Source organism: Rhodoferax sp. PAMC 29310, assembly GCF_017948265.1.
GTDB lineage: Bacteria > Pseudomonadota > Gammaproteobacteria > Burkholderiales > Burkholderiaceae_C > Rhodoferax.
Genome location: NZ_CP072852.1, coordinates 2,449,981 through 2,468,828 on the forward strand (window position 1 = coordinate 2,449,981; position 18,848 = coordinate 2,468,828).

Consider the following 18,848-nt stretch of genomic DNA (forward strand, 5'->3'; position numbering starts at 1 on the left):
TAATCTGCTGATTGGAATTACCTATGTTGAACTGGGACGAAGAAGTCAATCCCTCATCGCAAACACCTCAGTCCAGCGACTCGAATGCAAGTCGCTCGGCAGCGGTTTCACTGCCGTCCGTGAGTACATCTACCGCGACAGACGCTCCGCCGGCCACGCCACGCCGCGTCAATGCTGCAGACAAGCGCATCATCAACGGTAAGACAGACGTCAATCAACTCGTCCCATTCAAGTACAAATGGGCTTGGGAAAAATACCTGTCCAGCTGCGCCAATCATTGGATGCCCCAAGAAGTCAACATGACGCGGGACATTGCTTTGTGGAAAGACCCTAACGGGTTAACCGAAGACGAGCGTCGCATCATCAAACGAAATTTGGGATTCTTTGTCACGGCCGACTCATTGGCTGCCAACAATATCGTGTTGGGTACCTACCGCCACATTACTGCGCCGGAATGCCGGCAGTTCCTGCTTCGCCAAGCCTTTGAGGAAGCCATTCACACTCACGCCTATCAGTACATTGTGGAGTCACTGGGCTTGGACGAAAGCGAGATCTTCAGCGCCTACAACGAAGTCCAATCCATTCGCGACAAAGACCAGTTCCTGATCCCCTATATTGAGGCGATCATGGACCCCAACTTCAAGACGGGCACACCAGAAACTGATCAGACGCTTTTGAAGTCGCTGATTGTTTTCGCTTGCTTAATGGAAGGCCTTTTTTTCTACGTCGGATTCACGCAGATTCTGGCGCTGGGACGTCAAAACAAGATGACAGGTGCGGCCGAGCAGTACCAGTACATCCTGCGCGATGAGTCCATGCACTGCAACTTCGGCATTGACCTGATCAATCAGCTTAAACTGGAAAACCCTCAGCTTTGGACGGCCGAATTCAAACTAGAAATTCGTGCCCTGTTCGAGCAGGCGGTTGAGTTGGAGTACCGCTACGCCGAGGACACCATGCCTCGCGGTGTACTGGGCATGAATGCGTCGATGTTCAAAGGCTACCTGCGTTACATAGCCAATCGCCGGGCTACACAAATTGGACTGGAAGCGCTGTATCCCAACGAGGAAAACCCCTTCCCGTGGATGAGCGAAATGATTGACCTGAAGAAGGAAAGAAACTTCTTTGAAACCCGAGTGATTGAATATCAATCGGGCGGCGCACTGTCTTGGGATTAAGTCATACATGACGACTCCCTGCTCACGACCGCTGCCCGCAGCACACGCTGTTGGCGACGGTTTGTGTTCCGAATTCATGGTGCTGGGCAATAGGTCCAACACCATGCATCGCTTCCTGCCATCCGTCGCGCAAGAAGTGCTCTTTGCAAATTAATCAAGGAGATACATCAATGGCAACTGCAAAAAAATCAGCCCCGAAAAAGGCGGCTCCCGTGAAAAAGACTGAATCAACCAAAAAGGTCGCTGTCAAAGCGTCTGCACCCGTAAATAAAGCCGTTGCTGCCAAAAAAGCAGCTCCGGCAAATAAGGCCGCTGTGAAAGCCACTGCACCCGCAAAGAAAACCGTCGCGGCCAAAAAAGCAGCTCCCGCAAAGAAGGTTGCTGTGAAAGCCGCTGCACCGGCGAAGAAAGCCGTCGCGGCCAAAAAAGCAGCTCCCGCAAAGAAGCTCGCTGTGAAAGCCGCTGCACCGGCGAAGAAAGCCGTCGCGGCCAAAAAAGCAGCTCCCGCAAAGAAGGTCGCTGTGAAAGCCGCTGCACCGGCGAAGAAAGACGTCGCTGCCAAAAAAGCAGCTCCCGCAAAGAAGGTCGCTGTGAAAGCCGCTGCGCCTGCGAAGAAAGACGTCGCTGCCAAAAAAGCAGCTCCTGCAAAGAAGGCCGCTGTGAAAGCCACTGCACCGGCAAAGAAACCAGCGCCAGCCAAAAAAGCACCTGCTGGAAAAACAGTCGCTGCCAAGTCCGCATCTGGGGCGCAAACCACATTGAATCCACAAGCGGCCTGGCCTTTTCCGACTGGCAACAAACCCTAATCGATCGAATTACCCCGATCACAAGCCCGATGTTCACCGCATTCGGGCTTTTTTATCGCGCTTGCACAAGCCCCATCGACTCGGCCTTCAGATTCATGGGTAAAACGCAACGAGGCGGTAACCGGCGACACGCTCGGGTGTTGCCGCCGACTGGACGGAGATATCAATCGATGCTGGCCATTCCGAGGATGCAGCCAAGACGCCGCTCGCTGGCCCAACGTCCGAGGCCAGCAATACTCGCTTCAAAAACGGTTGATCCATGGCATCTGTCAATGTCAGCTCCACAGCCGGAAAGGCGATGGGAGTCAATGAACTACTTTTCAGCAAAAAACTCAATCGATAGGTGTCACCACGTAGCCTGGTGAACGTTGATGTTTCAACACTTATAGACTCAATACGCCGAATCGGGTCTATCTTGCAAGCGATCAGCTCACAGGCCCGCTCCAACCAAGGCGTGAAAGCTGGCTCCCATGCCGCCAATTGATTGCGCTCTCGATAAGCCACCTGGAAGAATAGGCCCATTGACAACACCAAGCTCAGCATCCCCAGCAACCAGCGCAGTGCAGGGCGGTCTCGCTTGAGGGTGACTTTCTCTTTTGATAAAAATGAGACCTGGTCGAATGAGTCAGCTACATCTGGAAAGCCTTTCTGCGCGGTTTCCTCGAAGTCCTGGGGCGGCTCGCTGATTGGCCAGTTGGAATCAAGTTCTTCACTCTCAACCGTTCCTGGTTCTGCATCGTCAGCGACAGCCCCATGCTCTTCCGTTGGAACAAGGCCTGCTGCCCCCTCCCCCAGGTTCAGGTCAACCACGGAGAAGTCAGACAAATAGCCTGCCGGCATCTCCGATGGCTCAGGCAACTGGAGCGATCCATCTAGATCAGGTGGTGCAGGTGGTGCAGGTGGTGCAGGTGGTGCATTTTCCGACACTTCGACTGACTGAACGGTACTCTCCGTCGTCGCCATAGTCGAATCGGCCACTGGCGACTCACTCACCAAATGCGCAGAGGCATCGAATATTTCGTCACACTGACCGCATCTAACCCATCCGGCCGAGATTCGAAGTTGATCAGGGACCACCCTGAACAGAGTCTCGCAGGCGGGACAACGGGTGATCATGCTCATATGGTCAACGTCGAGCGGCTCCTCAGGTCGCGGAGGTCATCAGGATCCAGCCGTCCTCCTGGTCGGAGACTGTCAACTTGCAATACGGAGCGTAGGCCAACTTCAGCTCTTCGGCCTGTCGCTCGAGAATGCCGGACAAAACCAAGGCACCCCCAGGTGCAACTCGAGACCACAACAGCGGCGCCAGAACTTTCAAAGGGGTTGCCAGAATGTTCGCCAGCACCGTTTGGTATTGGCCCGAGGCAGCGTCCGGCAAGCCTGCATTGACCGCGACATCGTTCGCCTGTGCGTTGAGAACGGTCGACTCAACCGCAGCCTCGTCGATGTCAACGGCGTCAACATCGACCGCGCCGTGTTTGGCGGCGCCAATGGCCAAAATACCGGATCCGCATCCATAGTCCAATACTCGGCCCAGGAACTGGCTGGCTTCGCCTTGGCGCGCCAACCAACGAAGACACATGCGGGTCGTCGGGTGCGTGCCCGTGCCAAACGCCAGTCCGGGATCCAGTCGAATAACAATCTGGGCCTCAGCCGGGGGCTCGTGCCAGGTCGGGACAATCCAGAATGTGGGAGTGATGTCCACCGGCGCAAATTGGGATTGCGTCAAGCGCACCCAATCTTGCTCTGCAAGCTCGTGCACCCCAAGAAACTCACATTCAGCAAAGAAATCCTGCGCGTTCAAAAGTGAAAGTGCTTCTCGGGCTGATGCCTCTGTCGGGTAAAGGGCAATCATGCGGGAGCGCTGCCAGCCCTCTTTGGGCGGTGGCATGCCCGGCTCGCCAAACAGTGCCTGCTCGGCGTCGGTCTGAGCATCTGCGTCTTCGACGCTGACGCTCAATGCATCCAGCACGTCCAAGGCATCGCTCACGATTTCGACCCGACTCTCCGGGCACATCAGTTTTAGTTCAAACATGCAGTTTTTGATTTAACGCTTATGCTGTTCCAGCCAATGTTCCAGGTAGTGAATATTGGTGCCACCCAACACAAACTTCGCATCCACAACCAACTCCCGGTGCAGTGGAATGTTGGTACTAATGCCTTCAATCACTGTTTCTCCCAGCGCGGTTCTCATGCGTGCCAAAGCCTGCTCCCGGGTGTCTCCATGCACAATAATTTTTCCAATCATGGAGTCATAGTTAGGGGGAACAAAGTAGTTGGTGTAGACATGGGAGTCCACCCGCACACCAGGACCACCGGGGGGATGCCACATGGTGATCCGCCCCGGCGAGGGCGTGAACTTGAAGGCGTCTTCCGCATTTATCCGGCATTCGATGGCATGGCCACGAATTTCAATCTGTCTCTGCGTGAAAGGCAGACGCTCACCCGCGGCCACCATGATTTGGGTTTTGACAATGTCAATACCGGTGACCATCTCAGTAACGGGGTGCTCCACCTGAACACGCGTATTCATCTCGATGAAATAGAACTCGCCGTCTTCGTATAGAAACTCAAACGTGCCTGCGCCGCGGTAGCCAATTTTTTTACAGGCGGCCACACAACGCTCGCCGACACGATCAATCAACTTGCGAGGAATGCCCGGCGCGGGCGCCTCTTCCAGCACTTTCTGATGACGGCGCTGCATCGAGCAATCTCGCTCGCCCAAATAAACCGCGTTCTTGTGCTTGTCTGCAAGAATTTGAATTTCGATATGACGCGGGTTTTGGAGAAACTTCTCCATGTACACGGCCGGGTTGCCAAACGCAGCGCCAGCCTCGGCCTTGGTCATGGCCACCGCGTTGATCAAGGCTGCTTCGGTGTGCACCACCCGCATTCCGCGCCCGCCGCCGCCGCCGGCAGCTTTGATGATCACGGGGTAGCCAACGGACTTGGCCACGCGGCGAATCTCCGCCGGATCATCCGGCAACTCGCCTTCTGATCCGGGAACGCAAGGCACGCCTGCTTTGATCATGGCCTGTTTGGCGGAGACCTTGTCGCCCATGATTCGAATGGATTCCGGCGTAGGCCCGATGAACTGGAACCCGCTTTTCTCAACTCGCTCAGCGAAGTCGGCGTTTTCACTCAAAAACCCATAGCCAGGATGAATCGCTTCAGCGTCTGTCACTTCCGCCGCCGAAATAATGGCCGGCATGTGCAGATAACTCAAGCCCGAGGGCGCCGGGCCAATGCACACGGCTTCCTCAGCCAGTTTGACGTATTTCGCGTCCCGATCCGCTTCGGAATAGACCATGACGGCCTTGATTCCGAGTTCGCTGCAGGCGCGTTGAATCCTAAGAGCGATTTCGCCGCGATTGGCAACCAGAATTTTTTTGAACATAGGCGTTGCGGTTCAACCTCACTCAATCACGAACAGGGGCTGTCCGTATTCAACGGCTTGACCGTTGTCGCACATCACCTTGGTGACCGTGCCTGACTTGTCGGCCTCAATTTCATTGAGGATCTTCATGGCTTCGATGATGCAAATAGTTTCACCGGCCTTGATCTCGTCTCCGACTTCGACAAACGACTTGGCACCTGGCGAAGAAGAGCGGTAAAACGTGCCAACCATGGGAGATTTCACAAAATGGCCGCTGGCGACGGGTTCGGCGACCTCAGCCACCGCTGCGGGGGCTTGGGCCGGCATGGCTGCTGGGGCCATCATTGCCATCTGAGGCGCGTAATGTTGAACCATAGGCACGCCACCCTTGACGATGCGCACTTTGCCTTCCGCCTCGGTAATTTCCAGCTCAGACACGTTGGACTCAGACACGAGGTCAATCAACGTCTTCAACTTTCTCAGATCCATGAGGACTCCAATGAATTTTTATACAACAACTGCTGAATTTACTTTAAATTCATCCAAAACACAGTCATCTTCTCTTATTTTACAAGACTTTAAAAGTAGAGTCACCGAACTCTGCCCACCAGGCACGAACCCACACTAGGTCTCGGCCTCCCAGGCGAGCAAATCTTCAGGTGCAATTTGGCCAATTTTACGATGGGCCACTTTGCCATCCACTCCCAAAACTACCGTGAACGGCAGGCCGCCGCTCTGATTGCCCAGCAATTTTCCAATCTCCATTCCAGGCACCCCCGCCAGCGCCACCGGAAAGGATACGGGCGCTTTGGCCAGAAAACGATTCACGGGCGTGGCCTGATCCACCGCCAAACCCAGCACCTGCCAGCCTTTGGCTGCATTCTTTGAATAGAAGTCGCTCAACATGGGAAGCTCTTCTACACAAGGAGGGCACCATGTTGCCCAAAAATTCAGCACCAGTGGCTTGCCACGAAAGCTCGCCATGGCCAAACGAGAGCCTTCGGTGGGGAGGGCGAAGTCTAGCAGCCACAGAGCCTCTTCAGCACTCGGTTCAACCTCACCGGGTGAATGAACCCACCAGGCAACACCTGCACCACTTATTGCTGCCGCACCCGCTACGGCACCCATCAGCCAAGAGCGGCGCCCGCTTGCAACAAGGTCAACATCAGCGTTGCGATTTTTCTCTGTCATGTTTTTCCTGCTTCCGATTCGATTAACAAGCACCGCACTGCCGTCACATCACCGCGGGGTGTGCGTCCCTTGGCATCCACGCGCGGCGCACCCCGCAGATCATCCCAGTCGTAAATCAACAAGTGAACACCCACCTCCTCCCGCAACTCCGGGCAAAACGCATGCACGCTCAACGCCTCGACCGATTCCCCGTTGAAACCTGTCACCGTGCGGGGTATGTAGTTCACCCCATGGTCAATCAGTGCGATTTCCGCTGATTTGCTGTCTTCGCAAAACAACTGCAAGTAAATGTCAGACAAACGGGTCGCCGAGCCATGCCAGACTGATCCCCCCAAGTAAGGCTTGAAGGCCGACATACGCTCCATCCAGACCAGTGCCAAGCGGCGCAAGGCCACCAACTCGCCCGGCTGGGTGTCGGCACAAAACAAGGCGATGTAGGCCATGACCTCGTCTTCAACCTCCTCATTGCCAGGCAGCGCTGTGCGCCCAGGCAAGCCCATTTGCTTGATGGCACGTCGCTTGGCCGCGCCAAAATCCAGTCCCTCTTCGACCACCATGCGCGCCGCGACAGCGGCGATCTCCGATTTCAAGCTCTCCATAGCGTCCTATTTTGCCTTTAATACAGCCGCCTAGAATCTGGGCATGCATATTCACATACTCGGTATTTGCGGCACCTTCATGGGCGGCTTGGCGGCGCTGGCGCGCGAGGCCGGACACAAAGTCACCGGCTGCGACACAGGCGTCTACCCCCCCATGAGCGACCAGCTCCGCGCGCTAGGCATTGACTTGATGGAGGGTTTCGGCGCAGACCAGCTGTCTTTGCAACCGGATATGTTCGTGGTGGGCAACGTGGTCAGCCGGGCCCGCCTGGCCGATGGCAGCGCCAAATTCCCCCTGATGGAGGCCATTCTGGAAGGTGGCCTTCCCCATACCAGTGGTCCGCAATGGCTGGCCGAGCATGTCTTGCAGGGACGCCACGTGATTGCCATCGCCGGCACCCATGGCAAAACCACCACCACCGCCATGACGGCCTGGATTTTGGAGAAAGCGGGCCTGCAACCGGGCTTTTTGGTCGGTGGCGTGCCCATGAACTTTGGCGTCTCCGCCCGACTGGGTCAAGGCAAGACCTTTGTCATCGAGGCGGACGAATACGACACCGCTTTTTTCGACAAGCGCAGCAAATTTGTGCATTACCGCCCTCGTACGGCGGTTCTCAACAACCTGGAGTTCGACCATGCCGATATTTTTGACAACCTTGCGGCCATTGAGCGGCAGTTCCATCACCTGATTCGCACCGTGCCGGGGACGGGGCGCATCGTCGTCAATGGCCTGGAGGAGAGCCTCACCCGGGTATTGCACGTCGGCTGCTGGAGCGAGGTGCGCAGCTTTGGCGCCACGGTGAGCGATTTCACCGCTGTTGGCGAGCCGCATGACTTTGACATCCTGATGCACGGCAAAAAAGCAGGGCATGTTCAATGGGCGCTGACCGGAGTGCACAACCAGCTCAACGCCCTGGCCGCGGTGGCCGCTGCCGAGCACGTGGGGGTGTCACCCGAAGCGGCTGGTTTGGCCCTGGGATCGTTCGAAAACGTGAAGCGTCGCATGGAGGTGCGTGGCACCGTGGCCGTAGCAGGTGGCCAGATCACCGTGTACGACGACTTTGCCCATCACCCGACCGCCATTCGAACCACGTTGGACGGATTGAAGCGCCGGCTTCAAGCCAACGAGCGTATCTTGGCGGTGTTCGAGCCCCGCTCCAACACCATGAAGCTCGGTGCCATGAAAGCCCAGTTGCCCTGGAGCCTAGAGCAGGCCGACATGGCCTTTTGCCACAGTGGCGGCTTGGACTGGGACGCCACCGAGGCGCTCACGCCCCTAGGTGCCCGGGCCGTGGTGTCCGGCAACATTAACGACTTGGTGGTTTCAGTCACGGCACAGGCGCGAGCGGGTGATCACATCGTTTGTATGAGCAACGGCGGCTTTGGTGGCATTCACCAAAAACTGCTTCTTTCACTACAAAAAGAATAGCTACTTACGGATTAAGGGCATGCGCTACAGGGCTGAAATCCTTGTAGAACCTGCCCCACCTTCGGGGTTCTTTGCTTACCGGACGCGGCGCGTTTTCACCGCTTCGGACAGGACATCCAGCGAGGCCAGGGAGTCTTCCCAGCCCAAACAAGCATCGGTGATGCTCTGGCCATAGGTCAACTGGGCTGAATCATCCTTGCCCGGTGTGAACTTCTGCGCACCCGCATTCAAATGGCTCTCCACCATCACGCCGAACACGCTGGTAGACCCACCGGCGATTTGTCCGGCGATGTCACGGGCCACTTCGAGTTGCTTTTCGTGCTGCTTGCTGCTGTTGGCATGGCTGCAATCCACCATCAACGTGGCGGGCAGTTTGGCTTTCTCCAGGTCTTTGCAAGCGGCAGCGACACTGGCGGCATCGTAATTGGGCGCCTTGCCACCCCGCAGAATCACATGACAATCCGGGTTGCCGTTGGTTTGCACGATGGCAACCTGGCCGTTTTTGTGCACCGACAAAAAGTGGTGGCCACCCGCCGCCGCCTGAATGGCGTCGGTGGCGATCTTGATATTGCCGTCGGTGCCATTTTTGAAGCCAATCGGGGCGGACAGACCCGAAGCCAGTTCACGGTGAACCTGGCTCTCGGTCGTGCGTGCGCCAATCGCCCCCCAGGAGATCAAATCACCCAAATACTGGGGAGAAATCACGTCCAGGAATTCACTGCCGGCAGGCAAGCCAATGCGATTGATCTCGATCAGCAACTGCCGGGCAATGCGCAAACCCTCGTCAATGCGGAAGGTCTCGTCCAGGTAGGGGTCGTTGATCAAGCCCTTCCAGCCGACGGTGGTGCGGGGCTTCTCGAAATACACCCGCATCACGATTTCCAGCGTGTCGGCGTACTTCTCGCGCTGCACTTTGAGTTGGCGGGCGTAGTCCAGCGCGGCCGCCGGATCATGGATGGAGCAGGGGCCGATGATGACCAGCAGACGGTCGTCCTTGCCGGCCATGATGTTGTGAATGCTCTGGCGGGTGCGACTGATCAGCGACTCCACAGGGGAGCCCTGAATGGGAAAGAAGCGAATCAAATGCTCGGGAGGAGGCAACACGGTGATGTCCTTGATGCGGGCGTCGTCTGTCTGGCTGGTGCGGTCGGCGGGGCGGTTGACAGGATTGGCATACCAGGCATCAGTGGTGGCGACGGTGGCTTTGGCAGTCATGGTGAGGCTCCTAATTCAAACAATTGAAGGTGACAAAAACAAAAAGGCAAAAAAAACCGCCGGGTGTGCCGGCGGTTTTTGTGAGGTCAGGACGTTTTCTTTGGGTACGTTCAGATCTCTCTACCGCCGCAGGCGCTTGAGAACCAAAAGTAGCTAAAGAAAAAACGGACCGAATTCATGAGTTGGAATGTAGCACACTGAAATCGCGCGAAACTGACTCAGGCAGTGCCGCCCACCGTCAAGCCATCGATGCGCAGGGTCGGTTGACCCACGCCCACCGGCACGCTCTGCCCTTCTTTGCCGCAGGTGCCCACACCGCTGTCGAGCTTCATGTCGTTGCCGATCATGCTGACGCGCTTGAGGCACTCGGGGCCACTGCCCACCAGCGTGGCGCCTTTGACGGGGTACAGAATCTTGCCGTTTTCGACCCAATAGGCTTCGCTGGCGGAAAACACAAACTTGCCGGAGGTGATGTCGACCTGTCCACCACCAAAATTGGTCGCGTAAAGGCCTTTTTTGATACTGGCCACAATCTCTTCTGGCGCCTTGTCGCCACCCAACATATAGGTGTTGGTCATGCGGGGCATGGGTACATGGGCGTAGCTTTCGCGCCGGCCATTGCCGGTGGGGGCCACGCCCATCAAGCGGGCGTTCATGGAGTCCTGGATGTAGCCCGTCAGAATGCCGTCTTCAATCAGCACGTTGCGCTGGCTGGCGTTGCCTTCGTCATCTACATTCAGAGAGCCACGGCGATCGGGAATGGTGCCGTCGTCCAGCACGGTCACGCCCTTGGCGGCCACGCGCTGGCCCATGCGGCCGCTGAACGCGCTGGAACCCTTGCGGTTGAAGTCGCCTTCCAGGCCGTGGCCAATGGCTTCATGCAACAAAATGCCCGGCCAACCGGACCCCAGCACCACCGTCATTTCGCCAGCCGGTGCGGGACGCGCCTCTAGATTGGTCAAGGCCGCATGGACCGCTTCGCCCACATATTGAGCGATCAAAGCATCGTCGAAGTAGGCCAAGCCAAAACGCCCGCCGCCACCAGCTGAGCCCACCTCGCGGCGCCCTTTTTGCTCGGCAATCACCGTCACGCTCAGGCGCACCAGCGGTCGCACGTCGGCGGCCAGAGTGCCGTCAGCGCGGGCGACCATGACCACATCGTATTCAGCGGCGAGGCCCGCCATGACTTGCGCCACGCGCGGGTCTTTGGCACGGGCGGCTTGTTCAACCCGCTCCAGCAGTTTCACCTTGGCGGTGCTGTCCAGCGTGGCAATCGGGTCCAAGCCTTGGTACAAAGCACGCGCCGGGGCAATCTTTTTGGAAGGTACTTTCTTGCGGCCCGCCTGGGCAGCACTGGAAATAGTGCGCACGGTGCGCGCCGCATCCAACAGCGACGCTTCAGAAATATCGTCCGAGTAGGCAAACGCAGTTTTCTCCCCGCTCACCGCTCGCACGCCCACGCCTTGGTCAATGCTGAACGAACCAGTTTTGACAATGCCCTCTTCCAGGCTCCAGCCCTCAGAACGGGTGTACTGAAAGTACAGGTCGGCTTCGTCTACCTGGTGCGCCTTGATTTCAGCCAGGGCTCGGGCCAGATGGGACTCATCCAGACCAAACGGGGTCAGCAACAGGGACTTGGCAATGGCCAAGCGTTCAATGGTGGGTTCGCGAGAGATCATGCGGTCATTTTAGGCGCCGCGGCTTAACCACTTCAGAAGAGCGCCATCGTCTTGTCCCGCCAAGCCGCTCGCACTGGCCGCAGCGAACACCTGGCGGGCAGTCGTGCCCAGTGGTCCCTCAAAGCCGGCCGCCTGAGCCGCATCCACCGCCAGGCGCGTGTCTTTCTCCAACAAAGTCATGTGGGCGCGCGGGGCAAAGTCACCGTCAATGGCGCGACGCATGCGGTCTGACCCAATCCAGCTATGCCCGCTGGACTGCTCGATCACCCGTTGGGTGGTTGCCAGATCCAGCCCCATGGCGCGGGCCATGGCCAAAACTTCGGCTGCGCCCACCAAATTAATGCCGGCCGCTAGGTTGTTCACCAGCTTGGTTCGCGCGCCGTCACCCACGCGCTCGCTGATGCGAAACACCTGGCTGGACAGCGTCGCGAGCAAGCCGGCATGGCGCAGAAAAACGGCCTCCTCGCAGGCGACCATCAAACTCATGGTGCCGTACAGCGCCCGCTGGGGGCCACCCGACATGGGTGCATCGATCATGCGCAGACCCATGGACGCCAGCCGCCGGGCAAACCCTTCGACGTCTTGCGGCGACAGCGTGGGGCACAGCGCCACCGTTTGCCCGTTCGCCATGACGTGCGCGATGCCATGCTCGCCAAACAACACCAATTCAGTCTGCGCCGCATCCACCACCGCCACGATCACCACTACCGAATTGATAGATGCTTGCGCAGGTAATTCATGGGCTTGAGCCCCAAAAGACGCCAAACTTTGCATCTTGGCGGCGTCCAGGTCACACACCTGCACTGGCCAGCCCAGACCCAACAAGCGCCGGGCCATACCGGCCCCCATATTGCCCACTCCAACGATGGCGACCGGGAACGCTGCGCTGGGCTCGACGCTCATGACTGAACGAGTCGCTTGGACTTGGCAATCGACATCAGAATACCCAGCCCCAGGCCCAGCGTGACCATCGCGGTGCCGCCATAACTGATGAAGGGCAGCGGCACGCCCACCACCGGCAAGATGCCGCTGACCATGCCCATATTCACAAAGGCGTACGAGAAGAACATCATCGCCACCGCGCCCGCCAGCAGACGCGAAAACACGGTCGGCGCCGCCAATGAAATCATCATGGCGCGAAGAATCAAAAAGAGGAAAGACACGATCAGCAGCAAGTTGCCTAACAGGCCAAACTCTTCCGAGAACGCCGCAAAAATAAAGTCAGTCGTGCGTTCCGGAATGAACTCAAGGTGGGTTTGCGTGCCCTGCATGAAACCCTTGCCCCAAAACCCGCCCGAGCCAATGGCGATCATTCCCTGAATGATGTGAAATCCCTTGCCTAAGGGGTCTTTTCCAGGATCGAGCAAAGTGCAGATTCGCTGCTGCTGATAGTCGCGCAGCACCGACCAACGCACGCCTTCAGCACACAGGTCCGGCTCGAAATACACCACCAGGCTAATGGCGATTACAGCGAGCACCAAGGGCGGCACCACCAGGCGCCAACTCAACCCCGCAAAAAAGATCACCGACAGCCCAGTGGCCAGAACCAGCAGCGAGGTGCCCAAGTCCGGTTGCTTCATGATCAAGCCCACAGGTACCAGCAGTAGCAAGCCCCCCACCAGAAAGTCCAACGGGCGCAACTGCCCTTCCCGCTTTTGAAACCACCAGGCCAACATCAGCGGCATGGCAATCTTCAAAATCTCACTGGGCTGAATGACCACCCCCACATTGAGCCAGCGTTGCGCGCCCTTTTTGGAAATGCCAAACAGGGCCACCGCCACCAAGAGCCCGACCCCAAACAGATACAGCGGCACCGCCATCGTCATCAGCCGCTGCGGGTTGATTTGCGCCACCACAAACATGATGCTGCCGGCAATCAGCATGTTTCGTCCGTGGTCCTCAAAGCGGGTGCCGTGGTCAAAACCAGCCGAGTACATGGTCAGCAAACCCGCGCACACCAACAGAAACACCGCAAAAGCCAAGGGCCCGTCAAAACCCCGAAACAAGGGCAGGATTCTCTGCAAGGGGTGAATATTTCCAAATTTGTGCGCCATGGGTGAATTATCCCGCCAAGCCACAGCGTGGGCCCGAGGGCTGGAGGAGTTCCCCTATCATTCCGGCCATGTCCCACGCCCAGCCTCACTCTGCACCGACCCACCTGCTCTATTTGCACGGTTTTCGCTCTTCGCCCCAGTCCGCCAAGGCCCGCTTGATGGCGCAGCACATGGCGACGCAGCATCCAACGGTGCACTGGTGGTGTCCGCAACTGCCGCCGTCGCCCCACGCGGCCATGGTGATGCTGATGGACGGGATGAAGGAGTGGCCCCGGAAATCTATGGCGGTGATGGGCTCCTCGTTGGGCGGGTTTTACGCCACAGCGGTTGCTGAGCGAACCGGCTGCAAGGCCGTGTTGCTCAACCCAGCGGTCGACCCGGCGCGGGACTTGGCCAAGTACATCGGCGAGCAGACCAGTTGGCATGACCCGGACGAGCACTTTTTCTTCCAGGCCGAGTACGTGCAGGAATTGGAAAAATTGCGATGCGGTGCTCTGGCTGATCCGTCGCACTACCTGGCCATCATTGCCAAAGGCGATGAGGTGCTGGACTGGCGGGAAATGCACGCCCGGTACGCAGAAGGCGCGGTGCGATTGCTGACCGGCGGGGATCACGCGCTGAGCGACTTTGAGGACCACTTGCCGGCCATCATGGCCTTTCTGGGCCTTTCTGGGCCTACGCTGAGGCCTTGAATGCCGGCCTTTTTGGCGGCGGCGCATTTGCTGGGACAATCCCCCCCATGTTTTTATTGTTTGAAGAAGCCGGAAAATTCATGGCCGGTCGGGTACTGTCGGAGGCGGAGTCGTCTGCGCAGGTGGAGTTGGACAGCGGCAAACGCGTCAAGGTGAAGGCCGCCAACTTCCTGATGAAGTTCGAAAAACCGTCGCCAGCCGATTTCATGGCCAAGGCGCAAGCGATGGGTGAGACCATTGAACTGGAGATGGCCTGGGAGTTTGCGCCCGAAGAAGAGTTTGGCTTTGCCGACCTGGCACGCGACTATTTCAGTGACAAAGCCAGTCAGGAAGAGCAGGCCGGCATGTTGGTGCGTCTGTTTGAGGCCCCCCACTACTTTCGCCGCGCCGGCAAAGGGCGTTTCCGCAAGGCCGCGGCCGACATCATTGCGCAGGCACTGGCCGCCATCGAGAAAAAGAAACAACTGGCTTTGCAGGTCGATCAATGGGTCAAAGACCTGAGCGAGGGCGTTTGCCCGGACGCCGTTCGCGAGCAGCTGTACAAGATTCTGTTCAAGCCCGACAAAAACGCGCCCGAGTACAAGGCCGTGGTCGAAGCCTCGCGCGCCACCCATCTGGGCCCGCTGGAGCTGCTGATCAAGGCCGGCGCCATCGACTCGCCCTACCAGTTCCACTGGAAACGGTTTTTGCTGGAGAACTTTCCCAAAGGAACCGGCTTTGCCAAGCTGGAAGCCCCGCTCATCAAGGACGAGTTGCCCTTGTCCACAGCGCGTGCCTTCTCGATTGACGATTCGGCCACGACCGAAATTGACGATGCGCTCTCGGTGCAAGGCCTGGGCAGTGGCACCGTGGTGCTGGGCATTCACATTGCCGCGCCGGGTCTGGCCATTTTGCCGGGCAGTCCGATTGACCAGGTGGGGCGCAACCGCCTGTCCACGGTCTATATGCCGGGTTACAAAATCACCATGTTGCCGGACGACGTGGTGCAAACCTACACGCTGATGGAAGGTCGGGAGTGCCCGGCGGTTTCCTTGTATGTGACGATGAATGAGGCCACGCTGGAAATCCAGTCCAGCGAAACCCGCCTGGAGCGGGTGCTGATCACGGCCAATTTGCGCCATGACCAGCTCGACGCGGTGGTCACCACCGACTGGCTGGAAGACCCCAGCTTCAACCATGAAAACGACCCGAAGCGCTTGCTGGACGAGCGCGCACCGCTCTCATTTTTGCACCGCTTGGCCAGACACCTGAAGGCCGGTCGTGAAATCATTCGCGGCAAACCCGAGAACTTCAACCGCCCGGATTACAACTTTCGCCTGATCGGCAACGACGGCGCGGAGCCTCAAGGCACGGAAGAAGTGCAGATCAGCGTGCGCCAGCGTGGCGCGGCGCTAGACCTGATTGTCTCCGAGGCCATGATTCTGGCCAACAGCACCTGGGGCCTGTGGATGGCCGAGATGGGGGTGCCCGGCATTTACCGCAGCCAGGCCTCGATGCTGCCTGGCGTGAAAGTGCGCATGGGCACCAAGGCCTTGCCACACGCCGGTCTGGGGGTGAAAGCCTACGCCTGGAGCACCTCACCGCTGCGTCGTTACACCGATTTGGTGAACCAGTGGCAAATCATTGCCTGCGCCCGCCACGGCAAGACGGCCGCGCTGGTCGCGCCGTTCAAACCCAAGGATGCGGAGTTGTTTTCGATCATCTCGGGCTTTGATTCGGCCTACTTTGCCTACAACGGTTTCCAGGGCGCCATGGAGCGTTTCTGGATATTGAAGTACGTGCAGCAGCAAGGACTGACCGAGATCGAGGCCACCTTGTTCAAAGAAAACATGGTTCGCGCCGACCACATGCCGCTGGTGTTGCCCGTGCTGGGCGCCAAAGACCTGCCACGCCATGCGCGCGTTCGGGTCAAGCTGGGCGAGATTGACGAGGTATCGCTCGACATCATGGGCACGGTGATCGAGCGTCTGGATACCCCAACGGATGACGGCAGCGACCAAGACGACAGCGGCAACGGCAACGGGGAAGACGATGACGCCATCTCAGGCCCCATCGCCATTGCCATGGACATGAGCGAAGGCGCCTCAGAGGACAAGGCGCCGCCCGGCGACAATCCAGCCCCGTGAACTTTAGATCCTTCAGCACACTGCAAATCGCCTTGGGCGTCTCAGTGGCCGTGCATGCGGCCCTGCTGACGGTGCGCTTCGTCGACCCACAGGCCTTTAACCGGGTCTTTGAAGACACGCCGCTGGAGGTGATTCTGGTCAACGCCAAAACGTCCGAGCGGCCCGACAAGGCCAAGGCGCTGGCTCAAACCTCGATGGCCGGCGGTGGCGAGGCCGAAAAAGGCCGCGCCACCAGCCCCCTGCCCCCGGCACTGGTGGCCAAAGCGGGTGACGACGTCGAAGAGCAGACGCGACGGGAATTGCAAAACCTGCAAGAGCAGCAAAGCCTGATGCTGGCGCAAATCAAGCGCGAACTGGCCAAGCTGCCGCCCCCCAAGCCTCATCAGGCCAACGCCTCGCCCGAGCAGGTCGAGCGCGAGGAGCGGCGCCGCCAGTTGATCAAAATCCTGGCCGAGATTGAGCGTCGCATCAACGAAGAAAACGCCCGCCCCAAGAAACGCTATGTGAGCCCGTCAACCAAGGAAGTGGCTTACGCGATTTATTACGACAACCTGCGCCGCGCCATCGAAAACCGGGGCACCGAGAACTTTCCGGAAGTCGGTGGCAAAAAAATCTATGGCGAGTTGACCATGTTGGTCACGGTGAATTTTGACGGTCGGGTGCTGCACACCGAAATCGTGCAGAGCTCGGGCAACCGCACACTGGACCGCCGCGCCGAAGCCATTTCCCGCAGCGCCGGCCCGTTTGGCAACTTCTCGGACGAAATGCGCCGCAAGGCCGATCAAATCGTCGTCGTCTCGCGTTTTCGCTTCACGCGTGATGAAGTTCTGGAGACCCGGCTGACGGCCAAATAGTCTCCCAACCGCTTTAAATATTCAGACCCTCATGGATCACTATTGCGTCATGGGCCACCCCATCGGCCACAGCAAGTCGCCGTGGATTCACGCCCGCTTTGCCGAGCTGACCGGCCAGTCGCTTCAATACGACAAGCAATTGGTGCCATTGGATGGCTTTGCCAACGCCGTGCAGCAGTTCTTCGCTCAAGGCGGTCGGGGCTGCAACGTGACTGCACCGTTCAAATTTGAAGCGGCCCGCTTGGCCGATCACACCAGCGAGCGGGCCCAACTGGCGCAGGCCGCCAACACCCTGAGCTTTCAGGACGGCACCCTGCGGGCCGACAACACGGATGGGGCCGGCCTGGTCAACGACATTCAGGGCAACGCCGGCTTTGATCTGGCAGGCCGGCGCATTTTGCTGATTGGCGCTGGCGGTGCCAGTGCCGGCGTCTTGGCCCGGCTGATTGAGACGCAACCGGCCAGCATCACGGTGGCCAACCGCACGGTGGAAAAAGCACAGTCTCTGGTCGACCGCCATGCCACGCTGGGCTTGCTACAAAAAACAGAGCTTCTCGCGCAGGCCCTGAAAGGACCGGGGGCCGATTTTGATGTCATCATCAACGCCACCACCAGCAGCCTGGGCGGTGACGCGGTGCCGGTGCCTGCCAGCACATTGAAGCCGGGCGCTTTGGCCTACGACATGATGTATGGCCCTTCTGCCCAGGGCTTCATGACCTGGGCAAAGGAGCATGGCGCCCAGCCGCGCGATGGTCTGGGCATGTTGGTCGAGCAGGCCGCCGAGGCCTTTTTGATCTGGCGCGGTGTGCGCCCCCCCTCCCAGCAAGTGTTGTCCGAAATGCGGGCCACGCTGGCCTGAGCAAGGCGATCGCTATGAAACCCCTACTTCGCTGGTTAGGTCTGGCTGTGCTGGCGATGCTGGTGTTGCAGCTGTATTTTGTGGCGCGCATTGCCGCCATGGCGGTGATAGCCCCGCAGTCCACGGCCTTTCAGCGCTCGGAGGCCTGGCGGGTCGTCAATGAACAGACCCGCCTGCCTTGGCGGCAGGAGTGGGTGCCCTACTCGCAAATCTCCAATCACCTGAAGCGTGCCGTGGTCGCCAGCGAAGATGACGGCTTCAGCAACCACGACGGTGTGGACTGGGACGCTTTGGAGAAAGCTTGGCAGAAAAACGCCAGGGCCGAGGCCAGTGCAGAGAAACGCGCCGAAGCCGCTGCCGCCAAGGGCAAGACCCAGACACGTGCGCCCAAAGTCATTGGCGGCTCGACCATCACCCAGCAACTGGCGAAGAATTTGTTTTTGTCAGGCGAGCGCACCCTGCTGCGCAAAGGGCAGGAGTTTGTGCTGACGATGCTGCTGGAGGCGCTGCTCAGCAAGGAGCGCATTCTGGAGATTTACCTCAACAGCGTGGAATGGGGCGAGGGCATTTTTGGCGCCGAGGCCGCTGCACAGCATTACTTCCGCAAGCCCGCCGCCAAACTACAAGCTTATGAGGCGGCCCGACTGGCCGTGATGCTGCCCCGCCCCAAGTACTTCGAAAAACTGCCCAACTCCAGCTACATCGCCGGGCGCGCCAGCGTCATCGTCGGCCGCATGGGCGACGCCAGCGTTCCCTGAACCCGGCCACCCCGACCGGTCGCGGCGGCTCT

General features: G+C 58.7%; 18 protein-coding genes and 1 pseudogene. 8 read left to right on the forward strand and 11 right to left on the reverse strand.

The features are described from left to right. Positions 1–23 precede the first annotated feature (23 nt). Together J8G15_RS11225 and J8G15_RS11230 are read left to right on the forward strand one after the other, a co-directional pair. Complete coding sequence (locus J8G15_RS11225) at positions 24–1,178, forward strand: ribonucleotide-diphosphate reductase subunit beta (protein WP_210542028.1); 1,155 nt, start codon at positions 24–26, stop codon at positions 1,176–1,178. Positions 1,179–1,348: 170 nt separating this feature from the next. After that, positions 1,349–1,984 (forward strand): histone, encoded by a 636-nt coding sequence (locus J8G15_RS11230; RefSeq protein ID WP_210547557.1) that lies wholly within the window; start codon positions 1,349–1,351, stop codon positions 1,982–1,984. A 93-nt stretch (positions 1,985–2,077) separates the two neighbouring features. On the opposite strand, the gene J8G15_RS11235 is transcribed toward J8G15_RS11230, so the two are convergent. The 7 genes and pseudogenes from J8G15_RS11235 to J8G15_RS11260 all read right to left on the reverse strand — a co-directional run bounded on the left by J8G15_RS11235 (position 2,078) and on the right by J8G15_RS11260 (position 7,150). Next, positions 2,078–2,794: a DUF3426 domain-containing protein gene (locus J8G15_RS11235; RefSeq protein ID WP_240538250.1), complete on the reverse strand. Its 717-nt coding sequence runs from the start codon at positions 2,792–2,794 to the stop codon at positions 2,078–2,080. 246 nt (positions 2,795–3,040) lie between these two features. After that, a pseudogene (locus J8G15_RS22125) lies at positions 3,041–3,106 on the reverse strand (zinc-ribbon domain-containing protein); the annotation flags it as partial. Between the two features lie 22 nt (positions 3,107–3,128). Further along, positions 3,129–4,019, reverse strand: a complete 891-nt coding sequence (prmA, locus tag J8G15_RS11240) for a 50S ribosomal protein L11 methyltransferase (protein WP_210542031.1) — start codon at positions 4,017–4,019, stop codon at positions 3,129–3,131. Between the two features lie 12 nt (positions 4,020–4,031). Continuing rightward, positions 4,032–5,381 (reverse strand): acetyl-CoA carboxylase biotin carboxylase subunit, encoded by a 1,350-nt coding sequence (gene accC / locus J8G15_RS11245; protein ID WP_210542033.1) that lies wholly within the window; start codon positions 5,379–5,381, stop codon positions 4,032–4,034. 18 nt (positions 5,382–5,399) lie between these two features. Next, complete coding sequence (accB, locus tag J8G15_RS11250; RefSeq protein WP_210542035.1) at positions 5,400–5,849, reverse strand: acetyl-CoA carboxylase biotin carboxyl carrier protein; 450 nt, start codon at positions 5,847–5,849, stop codon at positions 5,400–5,402. 135 nt (positions 5,850–5,984) lie between these two features. After that, on the reverse strand, positions 5,985–6,551 hold the full coding sequence (locus J8G15_RS11255; RefSeq protein WP_210542037.1) for a TlpA disulfide reductase family protein: 567 nt from the start codon (positions 6,549–6,551) through the stop codon (positions 5,985–5,987). After that, positions 6,548–7,150 (reverse strand): hypothetical protein, encoded by a 603-nt coding sequence (locus J8G15_RS11260; protein ID WP_210542040.1) that lies wholly within the window; start codon positions 7,148–7,150, stop codon positions 6,548–6,550. Before J8G15_RS11260 ends, J8G15_RS11255 begins: the two co-directional genes overlap by 4 nt. Positions 7,151–7,193: 43 nt before the next feature. Here J8G15_RS11260 and mpl point away from each other — a divergent pair, with 43 nt between their 5' ends. After that, a complete protein-coding gene (mpl, locus tag J8G15_RS11265; protein ID WP_210542042.1) occupies positions 7,194–8,579 on the forward strand; it encodes a UDP-N-acetylmuramate:L-alanyl-gamma-D-glutamyl-meso-diaminopimelate ligase in 1,386 nt (461 codons plus the stop codon). A 75-nt stretch (positions 8,580–8,654) separates the two neighbouring features. Here the strand turns inward: mpl and J8G15_RS11270 are convergent, their stop codons facing one another. The 4 genes from J8G15_RS11270 to rodA all read right to left on the reverse strand — a co-directional run bounded on the left by J8G15_RS11270 (position 8,655) and on the right by rodA (position 13,527). Beyond that, complete coding sequence (locus tag J8G15_RS11270; protein WP_210542043.1) at positions 8,655–9,794, reverse strand: 3-deoxy-7-phosphoheptulonate synthase; 1,140 nt, start codon at positions 9,792–9,794, stop codon at positions 8,655–8,657. A gap of 218 nt (positions 9,795–10,012) precedes the next feature. Continuing rightward, positions 10,013–11,473 (reverse strand): metalloprotease TldD, encoded by a 1,461-nt coding sequence (gene tldD / locus J8G15_RS11275; RefSeq protein WP_210542044.1) that lies wholly within the window; start codon positions 11,471–11,473, stop codon positions 10,013–10,015. A gap of 9 nt (positions 11,474–11,482) precedes the next feature. Then, positions 11,483–12,376, reverse strand: a complete 894-nt coding sequence (locus tag J8G15_RS11280; protein ID WP_210542045.1) for an NAD(P)-dependent oxidoreductase — start codon at positions 12,374–12,376, stop codon at positions 11,483–11,485. Then, a complete protein-coding gene (rodA, locus tag J8G15_RS11285) occupies positions 12,373–13,527 on the reverse strand; it encodes a rod shape-determining protein RodA (protein ID WP_210542046.1) in 1,155 nt (384 codons plus the stop codon). Before rodA ends, J8G15_RS11280 begins: the two co-directional genes overlap by 4 nt. A 68-nt stretch (positions 13,528–13,595) precedes the next feature. Here rodA and J8G15_RS11290 point away from each other — a divergent pair, with 68 nt between their 5' ends. From J8G15_RS11290 to J8G15_RS11310, 5 genes are read left to right on the forward strand one after another with little or no spacing between them, the layout of a single operon-like run. Then, positions 13,596–14,219, forward strand: a complete 624-nt coding sequence (locus J8G15_RS11290) for a YqiA/YcfP family alpha/beta fold hydrolase (RefSeq protein ID WP_210542047.1) — start codon at positions 13,596–13,598, stop codon at positions 14,217–14,219. Positions 14,220–14,266: 47 nt separating this feature from the next. After that, entirely contained in the window at positions 14,267–16,345 is a 2,079-nt protein-coding gene (locus J8G15_RS11295) for a ribonuclease catalytic domain-containing protein (protein ID WP_210542048.1), read from the forward strand. Continuing rightward, positions 16,342–17,199, forward strand: coding sequence for an energy transducer TonB (locus J8G15_RS11300; RefSeq protein WP_210542049.1), 858 nt, complete (start codon positions 16,342–16,344; stop codon positions 17,197–17,199). The genes J8G15_RS11295 and J8G15_RS11300 overlap by 4 nt, the downstream gene beginning before the upstream one ends. A 31-nt stretch (positions 17,200–17,230) precedes the next feature. Then, positions 17,231–18,058: a shikimate dehydrogenase gene (gene aroE / locus J8G15_RS11305; protein WP_210542051.1), complete on the forward strand. Its 828-nt coding sequence runs from the start codon at positions 17,231–17,233 to the stop codon at positions 18,056–18,058. A gap of 14 nt (positions 18,059–18,072) precedes the next feature. After that, positions 18,073–18,816, forward strand: a complete 744-nt coding sequence (locus J8G15_RS11310; protein WP_210542053.1) for a transglycosylase domain-containing protein — start codon at positions 18,073–18,075, stop codon at positions 18,814–18,816. The last annotated feature ends 32 nt before the right edge of the window (positions 18,817–18,848 follow it).